General features: G+C 41.6%; 15 protein-coding genes. 11 read left to right on the forward strand and 4 right to left on the reverse strand.

Annotated features, from left to right (window positions below):
• Positions 1-49 precede the first annotated feature (49 nt).
• From WBM98_RS09495 to WBM98_RS09535, 9 genes are all read left to right on the forward strand, one after another.
• On the forward strand, positions 50-1,498 hold the full coding sequence (locus WBM98_RS09495) for a glyceraldehyde-3-phosphate dehydrogenase (protein WP_424365783.1): 1,449 nt from the start codon (positions 50-52) through the stop codon (positions 1,496-1,498).
• A gap of 145 nt (positions 1,499-1,643) precedes the next feature.
• Positions 1,644-2,267, forward strand: coding sequence for a tRNA (guanine-N1)-methyltransferase (locus tag WBM98_RS09500; RefSeq protein ID WP_424365784.1), 624 nt, complete (start codon positions 1,644-1,646; stop codon positions 2,265-2,267).
• Between the two features lie 14 nt (positions 2,268-2,281).
• The gene (locus WBM98_RS09505; RefSeq protein ID WP_424365785.1) at positions 2,282-2,749 is read left to right on the forward strand and encodes a GNAT family N-acetyltransferase; all 468 of its coding nucleotides are present in this window, start codon (positions 2,282-2,284) and stop codon (positions 2,747-2,749) included.
• Between the two features lie 19 nt (positions 2,750-2,768).
• The gene (trmD, locus tag WBM98_RS09510; protein WP_424365786.1) at positions 2,769-3,455 is read left to right on the forward strand and encodes a tRNA (guanosine(37)-N1)-methyltransferase TrmD; all 687 of its coding nucleotides are present in this window, start codon (positions 2,769-2,771) and stop codon (positions 3,453-3,455) included.
• A 395-nt stretch (positions 3,456-3,850) separates the two neighbouring features.
• Complete coding sequence (rplS, locus tag WBM98_RS09515) at positions 3,851-4,201, forward strand: 50S ribosomal protein L19 (protein ID WP_424365787.1); 351 nt, start codon at positions 3,851-3,853, stop codon at positions 4,199-4,201.
• A gap of 698 nt (positions 4,202-4,899) precedes the next feature.
• Complete coding sequence (locus WBM98_RS09520; protein ID WP_424365788.1) at positions 4,900-7,119, forward strand: NADP-dependent isocitrate dehydrogenase; 2,220 nt, start codon at positions 4,900-4,902, stop codon at positions 7,117-7,119.
• 119 nt (positions 7,120-7,238) lie between these two features.
• Positions 7,239-9,614, forward strand: a complete 2,376-nt coding sequence (locus WBM98_RS09525; RefSeq protein WP_424365789.1) for a TonB-dependent receptor — start codon at positions 7,239-7,241, stop codon at positions 9,612-9,614.
• A gap of 3 nt (positions 9,615-9,617) precedes the next feature.
• Entirely contained in the window at positions 9,618-10,424 is an 807-nt protein-coding gene (locus WBM98_RS09530) for a DUF4249 family protein (RefSeq protein WP_424365790.1), read from the forward strand.
• 49 nt (positions 10,425-10,473) lie between these two features.
• On the forward strand, positions 10,474-10,731 hold the full coding sequence (locus WBM98_RS09535; RefSeq protein ID WP_424365791.1) for a DUF6095 family protein: 258 nt from the start codon (positions 10,474-10,476) through the stop codon (positions 10,729-10,731).
• A 16-nt stretch (positions 10,732-10,747) separates the two neighbouring features.
• On the opposite strand, the gene WBM98_RS09540 is transcribed toward WBM98_RS09535, so the two are convergent.
• On the reverse strand, positions 10,748-11,443 hold the full coding sequence (locus tag WBM98_RS09540) for a DUF4294 domain-containing protein (protein WP_424365814.1): 696 nt from the start codon (positions 11,441-11,443) through the stop codon (positions 10,748-10,750).
• Between the two features lie 105 nt (positions 11,444-11,548).
• Between WBM98_RS09540 and WBM98_RS09545 the strand changes: the two genes are divergently transcribed.
• Both WBM98_RS09545 and WBM98_RS09550 read left to right on the forward strand, forming a co-directional pair.
• On the forward strand, positions 11,549-12,637 hold the full coding sequence (locus WBM98_RS09545; protein WP_424365792.1) for a M42 family metallopeptidase: 1,089 nt from the start codon (positions 11,549-11,551) through the stop codon (positions 12,635-12,637).
• A gap of 61 nt (positions 12,638-12,698) precedes the next feature.
• Positions 12,699-13,247, forward strand: a complete 549-nt coding sequence (locus WBM98_RS09550) for an NUDIX hydrolase (protein WP_424365793.1) — start codon at positions 12,699-12,701, stop codon at positions 13,245-13,247.
• On the opposite strand, the gene hisS is transcribed toward WBM98_RS09550, so the two are convergent.
• The 3 genes from hisS to rplI form a co-directional block, all read right to left on the reverse strand.
• The gene (gene hisS / locus WBM98_RS09555) at positions 13,242-14,618 is read right to left on the reverse strand and encodes a histidine--tRNA ligase (protein ID WP_424365794.1); all 1,377 of its coding nucleotides are present in this window, start codon (positions 14,616-14,618) and stop codon (positions 13,242-13,244) included. The two genes, WBM98_RS09550 and hisS, sit on opposite strands and share 6 nt — an antisense overlap.
• A gap of 65 nt (positions 14,619-14,683) precedes the next feature.
• Complete coding sequence (locus WBM98_RS09560; RefSeq protein WP_424365795.1) at positions 14,684-15,154, reverse strand: DUF6495 family protein; 471 nt, start codon at positions 15,152-15,154, stop codon at positions 14,684-14,686.
• A gap of 183 nt (positions 15,155-15,337) precedes the next feature.
• On the reverse strand, positions 15,338-15,790 hold the full coding sequence (gene rplI / locus WBM98_RS09565) for a 50S ribosomal protein L9 (RefSeq protein ID WP_424365796.1): 453 nt from the start codon (positions 15,788-15,790) through the stop codon (positions 15,338-15,340).
• Positions 15,791-15,801 lie beyond the last annotated feature (11 nt).

Raw genomic sequence — 15,801 nt, forward strand, 5'->3', positions numbered from 1 at the left:
TAAGGGCTGAAACTTTTACTTTTGATAAAATTATTAACTTCAACAACCCATGAACCCGACAAAATCATACGAGAAAGAATTGGCCTTCCAGGCCGATCGCAGAAAAGCGACTACGGAATTCATCAAAATCACCAGTGACCTATGGTATGACAAGGCCATTGAAGTGGTGCTGTTCAAGAATCAAATTATAGACCGCAGTGTAAGTGATATCATTCACTTACACGAGTATGCAGGGGAGTTTGTGCAAAAGCCGATCTCTATTTTCGATTCCATTGAAATCCTTCGGGCTATCAATGATATAAAACTACCACCGGCCAAATTGGATATCGGCAAGTTAACGTATGAATATCATTCCGACGACCATACCTACAATGACATCAAGGCGTTTGTTATCGAGAAATTGAAGGATGCCCATAGTGCCAAGGAAATTCAACCCAAAGATGTGGTCTTGTACGGTTTTGGACGGATCGGACGGTTATTGGCCCGCGAATTGATGGCCAAAACAGGCAAAGGCAACCAGCTCCGTTTAAGGGCCATTGTCACCCGTGGCGACATCAATGAAGAAATCCTGGAAAAACGAGCGAATCTATTGCGTACGGATTCCGTTCATGGTAGGTTTTTGGGTACGGTGGATACTGATGTAAAGAACAGTGCCCTGATTATCAATGGCACAACGGTTCATGTCATCAGCGCAAGTAATCCCGAGGATGTGGACTATTCGCACTATGGGATTGAAAATGCGCTTTTAATCGACAATTCAGGGGCCTATAGGGACCAAGAGCAATTGTCCCGTCACTTAAGGGCCAAGGGGATTTCAAAAGTATTATTGACAGCTCCCGGAAAAGAGGTTCCGAATATCGTTCATGGAGTCAATCATTTGGAATACGACCCGGACAAGACCCATATTTTTTCCGCCGCATCCTGCACCACCAATGCCATTACCCCTATCCTAAAGGTCGTCGAAGACTCCCTTGGTATAAAAAAAGGGCATTTGGAAACCATTCATGCGTATACGAATGACCAGAACCTTGTTGACAATATGCACGGAAAATACAGACGTGGAAGGGCTGCAGCCTTGAATATGGTCATAACGGAAACAGGTGCCGGAAAAGCCGTATCGAAGGCACTCCCCTCGCTTCATGGAAAATTAACCTCAAATGCCATACGTGTTCCGGTCCCCAATGGTTCATTGGCTATTTTGAACTTGGTGATTAAAAACAAAACCTCATTGGATGGTATTAACACCATACTCAAGAAATATGCTTTGGAAGGTAACCTCGTTGAACAAATAAAGTATTCCTTGAGCAAGGAAATGGTATCGTCTGATATTGTCGGAACATCAGCGCCCGCAATCTATGATAGTAGGGCAACCATAGTTTCGGATAACGGTGAGAATATTGTTCTTTATATCTGGTATGATAATGAATATGGGTATTCGCATCAGGTCATAAGACTTGCCAAGTATATAGCCAAAGTGAGACGATTTACCTATTATTAGGTTTTTAGCTTAAAGCATACAATTAAAATAGAACCTTTGCGTTCCTAGCTTTATAAACCTTGTGATCAATTTTTTTTCTTAATTGATTTTAATGGTTTACTTTAGTTACCTCTAAATCATTTACTAAACTTAGAACCATTTTAAAATGAAAGGTTTAAAAACACTACTTTTAATATTGGCCATATTCGCTTTTAATTTTCACAGCGCTCAAGAAGAACCAGCCGACACAGAGGAATTGTCCTTGGACAAAGGGAATATTGATAGCCAGTTCGAATATGTCTTCAGAAAATCAGGTAATTATAGGGCCGATGGCATACGTTATGAGGTAGTTCGCATAACCTCTTTGGATAAATTGCGTAAGAATGTCGTGGATTCCCTCAAAGCCTCTTATAAAAAAGCAGCGGAATTGAACGCTACCATATCGGGCCATGAGGCCACTATTTCCTCCTTGAACAAAAAGTTGGAAGAAACGACCAATAATTTAACAGCGGTCACCGAGGAAAAGGATAGCATGTCCTTTTTAGGGCTATTGGTTTCAAAAGCCACATATAATTTTATTCTTTGGACCATTATCGCAGGGTTACTTTTATTGTTCCTTCTGTTCGTCTATAAATTCAGGAGAAGCAATACGCTGACCCAGGAGGCGAAAACTGCACTCTCAGAGGTCGAGATCGAATATGAGGATCACCGACGAAGGGCATTGGAAAGGGAACAAAAAATAAGTAGGCAGCTGCAAGACGAGATAAACAAATACAAGAAATCAAAATAAAAAAAAGCTCCTTGATGGAGCTTTTTTTTGCTAGCGCTATGATCGAAATCGTTACTGCTTCGATAGAAAACCTCCTTCACGTCGTGCCCTTATTCGACCAGTACCGGGTATTTTATAACCAAGAAAGCAATATTGAAGGAGCAAAGGCCTTTCTAAAGGAACGATTCAGAAAAAACGATTCGATGATTTTCCTTGCCTATTGTTCGGATGAACCTGTAGGATTCACGCAACTCTATCCCCTATTCTCTTCCGTTTCAATGCAACGATCCTATGTCTTGAATGATTTATTCGTGCATCCAGACTTTAGAAAAAAACAAATCGGTGAGGCACTGTTGAACAGGGCCAAGAAATTCTGCTTAGACAATAAGGCAAAAGGCCTTGCCCTCGAAACCGCCATTGATAATCCTGCTCAAAGACTGTATGAAAAATTGGACTGGGTGAAGGACGTTGACAGTTTTCATTACTTTTGGACTGCACAATAATTTAGATCTATCAGCTATTATGCGAATTGATATTATAACCGTATTACCCGAATTGCTCAAGAGTCCGTTTGAAGCTTCCATCCTAAAGCGGGCTATCGAAAAAGAATTGGTCGAGGTGCATCTGCATAATTTAAGGGACTATACCGATAAAACCTATAACCAAGTGGATGACTATCAGTTCGGAGGTGGGGCAGGTATGGTATTGATGATAGAACCTATTGATAAATGTATCTCGGCCCTTAAGGCCCAACGCGAGTATGATGAGGTCATTTATATGACTCCCGATGGACAGACCTTGAACCAAAAAATTGCGAATACGCTATCGCTTCTTGAAAATGTGATCATTCTTTGCGGACATTATAAAGGGGTAGACCAACGGGTTAGAGATCTCTTTATAACCAAGGAAATCTCCGTTGGGGACTATGTGCTTTCGGGGGGGGAATTGGCAGCGGCCATTCTATGCGATACCATCATTCGGCTTATTCCTGGAGTGCTCGGCAATGAAACTTCCGCCCTCACCGACTCGTTTCAGGATAACCTATTGGCACCTCCGGTATATACGAGACCTTCGGAATACAAAGGAGTAAAGGTGCCTGAAGTTCTTTTGAGTGGAAATTTTCCTAAAATCGAGGAATGGCGTGAAAATGAGGCTCACAAAAGAACAAAAACCTTGCGACCAGACCTGCTAACCGATGAAGCACCATAAACCACATAATGTTTTACATATTCCCGTCAGAAACCTTAATCTTCAAGGTTAAGGTCCTTGTTTTGGTTTTCTCGAATCTATAAATGCAATATTCAGATCGCACAAAAAACGCTTAATGGCCCTGGAACCACTGGAAGCTTGATGCTTCTTGTTTGGCCCCTTCGGTCGGGAGGAATATTTGACCATTTTGGAATACCTTTTTGCTGACGTTTTTGCCTTCTCGTTGCGATCGCGACACTTAAAAAGCCAATAATCGGGAAATCATGACCCTTTTTTGGAAAAATTAGAAATAAAAATCTTGTGCATTTTAATTTATAGCTTATTTTTGCACCCTGTTAAATCAACCTCTGACGAAAATCGTGAATGTTGGTTGAATATCATTGTAAAATAAAGTAATGGAAGCATTAATCAACTTCGTAGAAAACGAGTTCATTTCAAAAAAAGAATTTCCCGAATTCTCCGCCGGTGATACCATCACGGTATACTATGAAATTAGGGAAGGCGAAAAAACACGTACCCAGTTCTTTAAAGGGGTAGTCATCCAAAGAAGGGGCAGCGGCGCAACGGAAACCTTTACGATACGAAAAATGTCTGGAACAATCGGGGTTGAACGTATTTTCCCGATCAACTTGCCAGCATTGCAAAAAATTGAGGTTAATAAGAAAGGTAAGGTTCGAAGGGCCAGAATATACTACTTTAGAGGACTTACCGGGAAGAAAGCAAGAATCAAGGAAGTACGTTCCTAAGAAAATATATGTACGCTCTGAAAAACACCCCAAAGTCATGGGGTGTTTTTTTTATGAACAATTGTTAACAACCATAGTTCATAAGGTGTTGATTTTTAATTCATTGTAAATCGAAAATTATAATGTACTTTTATTTTATGGAATAATAGGAAAGCCCATAGGGTTCGTTTAATATTTCATTATAAAGGTTACGTTCTTTATATTGTTGTTTAGTTTACCAAGACCTTGCATCGGGATTCGTCCTGATTGGAATGAATTGGATAGACGAGCATGAAGACCAAAGGGCTCACGTCTTGCGGAGAATTATGTGGATGTTTTTGATAGAACTATAAAACCCAGGTTCTATAGCTACGTTGAGAATATTAAGACAGCGAGAAGAAATACAAAGCGTTACTTGATTGAAGGATTAAGGACTATCTTGTATTTCAAACGTTGAAATAGCCTAGTTGATGGCAATCACTGGTTGCGGTTTTGTTGAAAATACAAGACATATATTGACTACCTATTTCTAAAAAGCCATATCAAATGTACTTGTACAATGATATGGCTTTTGTTTTTTATGCCAGTAATAAGCGAACATGGTGTGTTCAACCCCATACCAAAAGAATCCTTCACAAGATAAATAATCCCTATTTCCCGATCTTTGGGGCGACCATAAAGTTGTATATTTGCAGCACTAAAATCAAATTTTCTATTAAATGCCTAAGATTTACTATACCAAGACCGATGAGGCCCCTGCCTTAGCTACCCAATCTTTTCTACCCATTGTTCAAGCATTTACCAAAACTTCGGGCGTAAACATAGAGACCAAGGATATTTCTTTGGCTTCTAGGATCATCACCTCTTTTCCGGAATTCCTGACCGAGGCCCAACGAATGGATGATGACCTTGAAGCGTTGGGGAATCTCGCCAAAAATCCGGAAGCAAACATCATAAAACTACCAAATATCAGTGCTTCGATTCCTCAATTGAACGAAGCCATTGAAGAACTTCAAAATAAAGGTTTTGCAATTCCCGATTATCCTGCAGACCCAAAAAATGATGCAGAACGTAAAATAAAGGCCACCTATGACAAAATCAAGGGCAGTGCCGTAAACCCTGTTCTTAGGGAAGGAAATTCTGACCGAAGGGCACCTAGGGCCGTTAAGAATTATGCGAAACAAAATCCACATAGCATGGGTGCTTGGAGCAAGGATTCCGCTACCCACGTTGCGACCATGGATCATGGGGATTTCAAATCAAATGAAAAATCATTGACCCTTGCCGCTGCAACCAGTGTTAAAGTGGTACTTACCGGTGATGATGGTACTACCATGGTTTTAAAAGAGAATATTCCGCTGTTAAAAGGTGAGATCATCGATGCTACGATAATGAGCAAAAAAGCCTTGGTCGCGTTTTTAGCCGAGCAAATCGAAGATGCCAAGAGAAAGGGAGTATTATTCTCCTTACATCTGAAGGCCACCATGATGAAGGTCTCCGACCCTATTATCTTCGGTCATGCCATCGAGGTCTTTTTTAAGGATGTGTTTGCCAAATATGGTCCTACCCTTGAGGCTATTGGGGTAAATGCCAATAACGGCTTGGAAAGTCTATTGGATAAACTCAATGGGCTTCCTGAGGAAAAAAGAAATGAAATTGAGAACGCCATCAAGACTGCGATAAGCCAAGGACCTGCTTTGGCCATGGTCAATTCAGAAAAAGGAATTACCAACCTTCACGTGCCAAGTGATGTTATTATCGATGCCTCTATGCCTGCAATGATCCGAAATTCAGGAAAAATGTGGAATGCGAAAGGTGAAGCACAGGATACCAAAGCGGTTATTCCCGACAGCAGTTATGCAGGCATCTATTCTGCGACCATCGATTTTTGCAAGGAGCATGGCGCTTTTGACCCAACCACCATGGGTACGGTTCCGAATGTTGGACTAATGGCTCAAAAAGCGGAGGAATATGGTTCCCATGATAAGACCTTTGAAATAGGAAAAGACGGCAAAGTATCCGTAATTGACATAAATTCTGGAAAAACCTTATTGGAACACACCGTCGAGAAAGGTGATATCTGGAGAATGTGCCAAGTAAAAGACGCCCCTATCCAAGATTGGGTAAAATTAGCCGTTTCAAGAGCCCGGGCGTCCCAAATTCCTGCTATTTTCTGGCTAGATGAAGAAAGAGCCCATGATAGGGAGTTGATGAAAAAGGTGAAAGCTTATTTGCCCGATCATGACACCACTGGATTGGACATTAAGATCCTTTCCCCTATTGAAGCTACAAAAGCTACCTTAAAACGATTGAAAGAAGGCAAAGACACCATTTCTGTTTCAGGGAATGTTCTACGTGATTTCCTAACCGATCTCTTCCCGATTTTGGAAGTCGGTACAAGTGCCAAAATGCTTTCCATAGTACCCCTTATGAATGGGGGCGGCCTTTTTGAAACAGGGGCCGGAGGCTCTGCGCCCAAACATGTCGAACAATTTTTGGAAGAAGGCCATCTACGATGGGATTCACTGGGTGAATTCTTGGCACTTGGTGTCTCGCTCGAATTCTATGGCGAAAAAAACAATAATCCCCAAGCGCGTATTTTAGGGGATGCTTTGGATAGTGCCACCGAAAAATTCTTGTTGAACGATAAATCCCCCTCGCGTAAGGTGATGGAATTGGATACAAGGGGAAGTCATTTTTATTTGGCGATGTACTGGGCCGAAGCATTGGCGAACCAGGATCAGGATATGGACTTGAAAAACACCTTCACAAAGGTTGCGGAAGCAATGAAGGGCCATGAATCTAAAATAATCAATGAATTAAAGGAAGCACAAGGCAGTCCGCAAAATATCGGGGGATATTATTTGCCCGATAAAAAACGCATTGCCAATGCCATGCGACCTAGCAAGACATTCAATGATATATTGTCCCATATCTGATTCGTTGATACACCCTATTGAAACCCTTGTCATTTGTCAAGGGTTTTTTTTCTTTTAAATTAATGTTAATACGCCATTATCCCTTGGTATTCTTTTTACATTTATAAAAAATTGCATCAATGAATAAGAGGTTTCCAACTTTTATCATCCTGTTCTTTATTTTTTCATTTTCTCTTTTTTCCCAACAAAAATTCACGCTCAGTGGCAGCGTATCGGAAGCATCGAGCAACGAAACAATGATCGGCGTGACCATCGCCATTCCTGCCTTGAATACAGGGGTGACTACAAATGAGTATGGTTTCTATTCCATCACCCTACCCCAAGGGGAATATGAAATACAGGTCAGTTATCTGGGTTTTCAAGACCAACTACACACCCTACAATTGACCGAAAACAGCAAGCTGAATTTCTTGATGGTCGAAGAGGCCCAACAATTGGAGGAGGTCATAGTTACCAATACGAGTGAAAAATTGGACATTCGCAAACCCCAAATGAGCGTGAATACGATGTCTGTATCAACGATCAAAAAGATACCGGTGATTCTTGGGGAGGCCGATGTCATCAAATCAATACTTTTATTGCCCGGGGTTACCAATGCGGGTGAAGGGTCTTCGGGCTTCAATGTTAGGGGTGGTGCCGTAGACCAAAACCTGATTCTTCTCGATGAGGCCACGATTTTCAATTCATCCCACCTTTTCGGATTTTTCTCGGTATTCAACCCTGATGCCATAAAAGATATAAAACTGTACAAAGGGGGTATTCCTGCCCGCTATGGTGGCAGACTATCATCCGTTTTGGATATCTTCCAAAAAGAAGGCAATAGCAAGGAATTTCATGTGAATGGAGGTATAGGTCTGGTGGCGAGCCGCCTGCTTGTTGAAGGACCCTTGAAAAAAGACAAAGCGGCCTTCCTCATCGGGGGCAGGTCATCCTATGCCCATATTTTCCTACCCTTGTTCGACATCGACAATACGGCCTATTTTTACGATCTGAACACCAAAATCAACTTTAAACTGAACGAAAACAACAATATTTTCTTATCGGGATATTTTGGAAGGGATGTTTTCAGCATCAGTGATAGTTTTGTGAACACCTATGGCAATGCCGTAGGGAATTTTCGCTGGAACCATTTGTTATCCAACAAGTTATTCTCTAATCTTTCATTGATTTATTCAGACTATTACTATGGTTTGAAATTGGATTTTGTAGGTTTTGACTGGAACTCGGGCATACAAAATTTCAATGTGAAATATGATTTAAAACACTATATCAATGATCATCTTCAAATAAACTATGGTCTTAACAATATCTATTATCGTTTCAATCCAGGCAAGATAGCACCCAGTAATTCCAATTCGGGGATCGTTGAAGATCAGCTTATCCAGAAGTATGCCAATGAGTTTGCCGCTTACATCGATATTGAACATGAGATAACCCCAGAACTAAGTCTAGGCTATGGCTTGCGGTTCAGTAATTTCAACCGTTTGGGCCAAGATGAGGTGAACCTCTATGAAAATGACCATCCGATAGTATTCAATACAGAACTTCAAATATACCAAGAAGCGGATCCCATAGGCGTATTGAATCCTAAACGGAATGAAAGCTTGGCCAAATTCAACAATTTTGAACCCAGGATCAGTTTGTCTTATACTTTAAATTCAGAAAGCTCTGTAAAAGCCAGTTATAGCAGGTTGGCACAGTACCTACACCTACTTTCAAACACCAATTCCCCAACACCCTTAGATGTATGGACCCCCAGTGGAACGTTTATAAAGCCACAGCTCTTGGATCAATATGCTATTGGATATTTCCAGAATCTTAAGGAGGGTTATTATTCGGTAGAGACCGAGATTTTTTACAAGGATATCCAAAACCGTATCGATTATGTGGATGGGGCCAACTTGATTGCCAATGATGCCATAGAGCAAGTCATATTGAATGGTGAGGCAAGAGCGTATGGCCTCGAGTTCCTGTTGCGCAAAAACATTGGTAAACTTCAGGGCTGGTTAGCCTATACCCTATCAAAATCGGAGCAAAGGACCCCCGGGCGCAATGCAATGGAATCCGGCATCAATAATGGAGCGTGGTACAATACCCCTTATGATAAAACCCACGACTTTTCAGTCTATGGGAACTATGAACTTAATTCCAAATGGAGTTTCAATACCAATTTTGTTTATCAGACAGGGCAACCTACCAACTACCCTATTGGACAATATGAATTTCAGGGACTGACCGTGCCCTATTATGGATTGAGAAACAAGGAAAGACTCCCAAGCTATCATCGTATGGACGTTTCTGCCACGCTTACACCAAAAAAGAACCAGTTTAGAAAATTACAGGGCGAATGGGTGTTCAGTCTGTATAATGTGTATAGCAGAAAGAATGCGGCCTCAATATCCTTTCGCAGAAATCAGGATACGAATGTGAATGAGGCGGTCCGAACTTCGATTTTCGGGATAGTACCGGCCGTAACCTATAACTTTAAATTTTAAGCCATGGGTAAATATTTTATTTTATTGGTTTTCTCTATAATGCTCATCGGTTGTGAGGATGTAATCGAAGTCGATGTCCCCAATGATGAAACACGCCTTGCAATCGATGCCTTGATCCGTGTGGATACCGATGTCGTAACAACACGGGTACAGGTTGCCGCTACAGAAACTACCTCTTTTTTCGAGGAAATAGGGCCCGCGGTATTGGATCAGATCCACCTTTTAAATACATCGACCAATACTGTGACAGATTTGGTGGAAGAACCTATTGGATCAGGAATTTACGTTGCGAATTGGTCGACCGATCAACTTATGCAAGGTGCATTACAATTGACCATAGTGTATAATAATGAGCTATACGAAGCAAATACGGCCTACGTTCCTTCAGTGCCTTTCGATGACTTAAAAGAGGGGGACGGCACGTTGTTCTCAGAAAATGAAACCGAAATTTTGGTTTCTTATACCGATGATGCAAACCGTGTTGATTTTTATCTTTTTGATTTTGATTTCAATGAATACCTGGTCTCTGAAGATACATTCTACCAAGGCCAATCCTTTGAATTTTCATATTTCTATGAGGAAGGACTCGAATCTGGCCGTGAACTTAATATCAGTATTTTAGGGGTAGATGAGGCATTTTACAACTACATGAATCAATTGATCGTGCAAAGCGGTGGAGATCAAGGTCCCTTCCAGACCCCGGCAGCCACAGTGAGGGGTAATATCATAAATACCAACAATAGTGATAATTTGGCCTTGGGGTATTTTGCCGTGTGCCAAGAATTTGCAGAGACCATAGTCCTGGAGTAAAATTTGAAGTCTTACGTTTTACCATTATAAGCCCAAAATTGGTATTTTTATGGTCCAAGATGTACGTACCATGAAAACGGATAAGGACCTTTTGATCAAGGGAGTAAAACACTTTGCCTATACCTTTCTATTGATGTTCGCTGCCCCGGTTGTGATATGGCAGGCGTTTAAAAATCAAGAACACGCTTTTTATATTCCGGTCCTGATACTAGGTTTGGTGTTGGCCATTGCAGCCATAGCAATGGGATTCTATAGTGTACATCTGATGATGAACGCCCTGTTCAATACCCCAAAAAAGAAGAAGTAACGAAAGCTATCCCCGGTCATTGCATTTCCTTGCCTTCGGCATCAGTGGACCCCCATTTGTTTTCTAGATCCATATAATTGAAATCCAATACGGAATTCTGGCGTTCCAATCGACCGGCCGCGAAGGCACGCTGTAAGACATCCTCTATAAGATAATCCTCTTGAACCACATCGGGCCTATACTCTTCTTTTAGGCTTATCTTGAACATTTTGGCCGTAGTATTGTACCAGAATGCACGCCATCCGCTTCGCAACTCCTTAACCAGGCCAAAAGCCGTATTACCGGTTTGCCGGTATATCAGTTTAACCAATATCTGTCCCTCGGTACGGGTCAGTTTTTTCAGTTCGTCCGAAAATTCACCTTCAATATATTTTTGGACTTCCCTAGTGTATTTTTTCCGCTTTCTCGGTTTCTTTATCCTCGAAAGGCTATCATTGAGTTCAGTGAGCCTTTCGGCAGCCATTTTGGCATAAGGAAATACCTTAATGGTCTTACGTCTTAAAATATAATACCTGAGTTTATCCTCATAGGAAGTAAATTTCAAGTTACTGAATACATACACCTCATCCAATGGAATGGAATGGTACATGATCGAATCGCCTTCAATGATGATCAGTTTCTCCGTAATCGAATCCATGGGCTGTTCCTTCACTTGTGCGGAAATAAACAAGCTACATAGACCGAACACCAAAAATAAACTCCTTTTATCCATACAATAGGGCAAACGCAAAAGCCTTGCCAAAATTAACGATTATTAATCATGGTTATTATTAATTAAAAGTGAATATTGTTAAGTTTGTATCCTAAAATATTTCATATGGCTACAAATAAGGTTCTTACCAAAAAATCAATGGATTTTCTGGAAAAATACTTGAACAATGCAGCTCCTACGGGCTATGAATGGGAAGGTCAAAAAATTTGGATGGAGTATCTAAAACCATATGTCGACACTTTCATTACCGATACCTATGGCTCTGCTGTAGGTGTCATTAATCCAGAGGCTGATTACAAGGTGGTCATCGAAGGGCATTCCGATGAAATTTCGTGGTATGTCAACTATATCACGGATAACGGACTTCTTTACGTGATTCGCAATGGAGGAAGCGATCATCAAATCGCCCCTTCCAAATGGGTGAACATCCATACCAAAAAAGGTATTGTGAAAGGCGTTTTTGGCTGGCCAGCGATCCACACGAGGGACAAGTCGAAAGAAGAGCCCCCTAAGTTGGATAATATCTTTATCGATATAGGAGCAAAGGATAATAAGGAAGTTGAAAAAATGGGGGTACATGTCGGTTGTGTCATTACCTATCCCGATGAGTTCCAGATCCTCAATAAGGATAAATTCGTATGCCGTGCCATTGACAATAGGGTCGGTGGGTTCATGGTGGCCGAAGTTGCCCGTTTGTTGCATGAAAACAAAAAGAAATTACCTTTTGGCCTGTACATTACCAATTCCGTGCAGGAGGAAATAGGGTTGCGTGGGGCTGAAATGATTACCCAGACCATAAAACCGAATGTGGCCATTATCACCGATGTTTGCCATGACACGACCACGCCTATGATCGAAAAGAAAACCCAAGGCCATACCGAGATAGGTGCCGGACCTGTTATTTCCTATGCCCCTGCGGTACAGAACAAACTTCGGGAACGGATCATAGAAACTGCTGAGGCGAAAAATATCCCCTTTCAACGCATGGCGGCCTCTAGGTCTACGGGGACAGATACAGACGCCTTCGCGTATAGCAATGGTGGAGTCGCCTCCGCCTTGATTTCCTTGCCATTGCGCTATATGCACACAACGGTGGAAACCGTGCACAGAGACGATGTTGAGAATGTAATCCGCTTGATCTATGAAACGGTGTTGAAAATAAAGAAGGGGGAGACATTCAGTTATTTTGAATAATGACTAGTCGGTAGGCACCTCCCCTTTTTAAGGGGAGGACACCTGAATTTGTATTTTATTAATGGATGAGTTGGTTGACATATTAGACTCGGAAGGAAACTTCACCGGAAAGACCGCCATGAAGTCAATTGCCCATAAAAAAGGCTTGTTTCATCCAACGGTGCATGTTTGGTTCTATACCAAAAATGGGCAAGTTTTAATTCAACAAAGAGGAAAGGACAAAGACATCCATCCCCTACTATGGGATGTATCCGTGGCAGGGCATGTTGGTGCCGGTGAGGACTTTGAAACATCGGCTATCAGGGAAATATCGGAAGAAATTGGCTTGAATATCTATCCTGGGAAATTAGAGAAAATCGGGGTTTTCAAATCGATCCAAAGACATCATGACAATTTGATCGATTGTGAATTCCACCATACCTTTCTTTGCGAATTGAAAGTACCGTTACACGAATTAAAAAAGCAAGATGCCGAAGTGGAAGCCTTGGACCTTATCTCCCTGATTCAATTTTCAGAGGAAACTTGGGGTTTGGCCCATTTAAAAAAGTATGTACCCCATGGTGTGGAATATTATAAAGAGATAATCAAGGCGATAAAAAAAAGATTATAACGTTTTTATAAAATCTTGGCATTGGTCCAACCCATAATTCTTCTGCACACCACTCTGCATATTCTTGACCACAAACGAATTATTCGCCAATTCGTGTTCCCCGATCAAAATAACATAGGGTACCTTTCGGTTATTGGCATATTTCATTTGCTTCTGCATTTTGGCGTTACTCGGATAAACGTCTGCTTTCACCCCTTTGTTCCGTAATTGGGTCACTAATTTCAAGGCGGCCATGGCCTCCTTTTCCCCAAAGTTGATGCAAAGCACATCCAACGTCTTATCCAAGGTTTCAGGAAACAGTCCCAATTCTTCCAAAACTAAATATATACGATCCAACCCGAAGGAGATGCCCACACCACTAACATCCTTCATTCCGAAAATACCTGTGAGGTCGTCATAACGTCCCCCACCCCCTATAGAGCCCATATCAACCCCTTTTGGGGCAGCTACCTCCAAGATTGCCCCTGTATAATAGTTAAGGCCCCTGGCCAAGGTGACATCGATTTCCAGTGTTGCCGATCGAAGCCCCAAATCGTCTATGGCATTGATAATGAACCCAAGTTCCTCTACGCCCGTGCTTCCTTGCCCAGAATCAAAAAGTAAGCGTTTCAACGTATTCAATTGCTCGGCATTAGTGCCTGACAGCTCAAATAAAGGCCCTGCCTTTACTATCGCCTGTTCCGATATCCCTTTGGCCAACATCTCTTTTTTGACCCCTTCTACCCCTATCTTATCCAATTTGTCCAAGGCGACCGTAAAATCCACTAAATTGTCGTGGGCCCCTATGACCTCTGCGATACCTGCTAGGATCTTGCGATTATTCAATTTAATGGTAACCCCCTCGAGCTTTAAATCGGCAAACACAGCATCGTATAATTGGATCAACTCCACTTCCTGTAAAAGCGAATTTGCCCCAACCACATCGGCGTCACATTGGTAAAATTCCCTAAAACGCCCTTTCTGAGGGCGGTCGGCACGCCATACCGGTTGTATTTGATAGCGCTTAAAGGGAAAATCGATTTCATTCTGGTGCATGACCACATAACGGGCAAAGGGCACGGTTAGGTCGTAGCGTAATGCCTTTTCGGAAATCTTAGGCGTTAATGCCCTTGAATCCTTGGAATCATAGGCCACATCATCAACCTTAGCCATAAAATCCCCAGAATTCAATATTTTAAAAATCAACCGATCCCCTTCATCCCCATATTTTCCCATCAGGGTTTCCGAATTTTCAAAGGATGGGGTTTCTATAGGCTGAAAACCAAAAGTCCTGAAGTGCTTCTTTACAATCTCGAAAATATAGTCCCGTTTAGCAATTTCGGTAGGGGAAAAATCCCTTGTTCCTTTAGGTATACCTGGTTTTTGTGCCATTTCTTAGAATTCTTCTGCAAATATATGGTTTTGTGGATTCCTGCCTAGGCAGGAATGACAATAAACTAAGCGATCATCGAATCAAACCACTTATAGAGATCACCTTTGGTGATGACGGCCCCCTGCTGTATCAAATTGAATTTATCAAGGTTCCTATCCTGGCCATAGGCTTTTGACGCCGTAAGGTATTCCACAAAATCAGATTGCCAGTTTTTCTTGAACCATCCAAAACCCACATGGGTCGTTAAGTCAATATCCGGATTCATTACCTTGACGGAAATCAGTTTCATTTCCTTCTCGGTCAATTGGAACAAATGCATCTGCTGGGCAGAAACATTCTCAAGATAGGATACCTTGGTAAGCACCCCTTCCCAGATCAAGTCACTGAAAACATCCAATTCATCCTCGGCCACTTCGGGCTTTTCTACCTTTAATTTGGCCCACTCCTCACCCGTTATCGATTGGGTGGCCAAAAAATTGATAAATTCCTGTTGCAGCTCGTCCAATTGCTGTTTCGTCAATCTCGTGTATTTCATCTATTTTATAAAATTGTTCTATTGTTTATTGTAAGCCTTGTATAGGAAATTCCAAACTTGGCCAATTCAACAATACGGTTACTACCCTAAGGGTTTATTATAATCCCACCCCAAATAGTTTGCAAAAATAAAAAAGCCTTTCAGATATTACTGAAAGGCCTATTATTTAATATACGGAATACGTTATTTATTCTCTGCAACCACTTCAAACGGGAAATCAATAATCACATCCCTATGCAGTCTAATTTGCGCATTGTAAGGCCCGGACCTTTTAACGGCCCCACCTTGGATACTGATGAATTTTTTATCGATCTCATGCCCTTCCTTTTCAATGGCCGAAGCCAAATCGATGGCGGTTACCGATCCAAAAAGTTTATCACCTGCACCGACCTTCGCCTTGATTTTAAGTTCAAGGGCCTTTAAAGCATCTGCAACCTTATTGGCGGCATCAATGATCTTCTTCTCTTTATGGGCTCTTTGTCTCAAGTTCTCTGCCAAAACTTTTTTAGCAGAAGGGGTAGCCATTGCGGCCAACCCTTGGGGTATTAGAAAATTTCTTCCGTAACCGTTCTTAACACTTACCAAATCGTCTTTAAAACCTAAGTTTTGTACGTCTTCCTTTAATATAAGTTCCATGGTTCGTTTTT

This window comes from Maribacter sp. (assembly GCF_049667165.1).
GTDB lineage: Bacteria > Bacteroidota > Bacteroidia > Flavobacteriales > Flavobacteriaceae > Maribacter_A.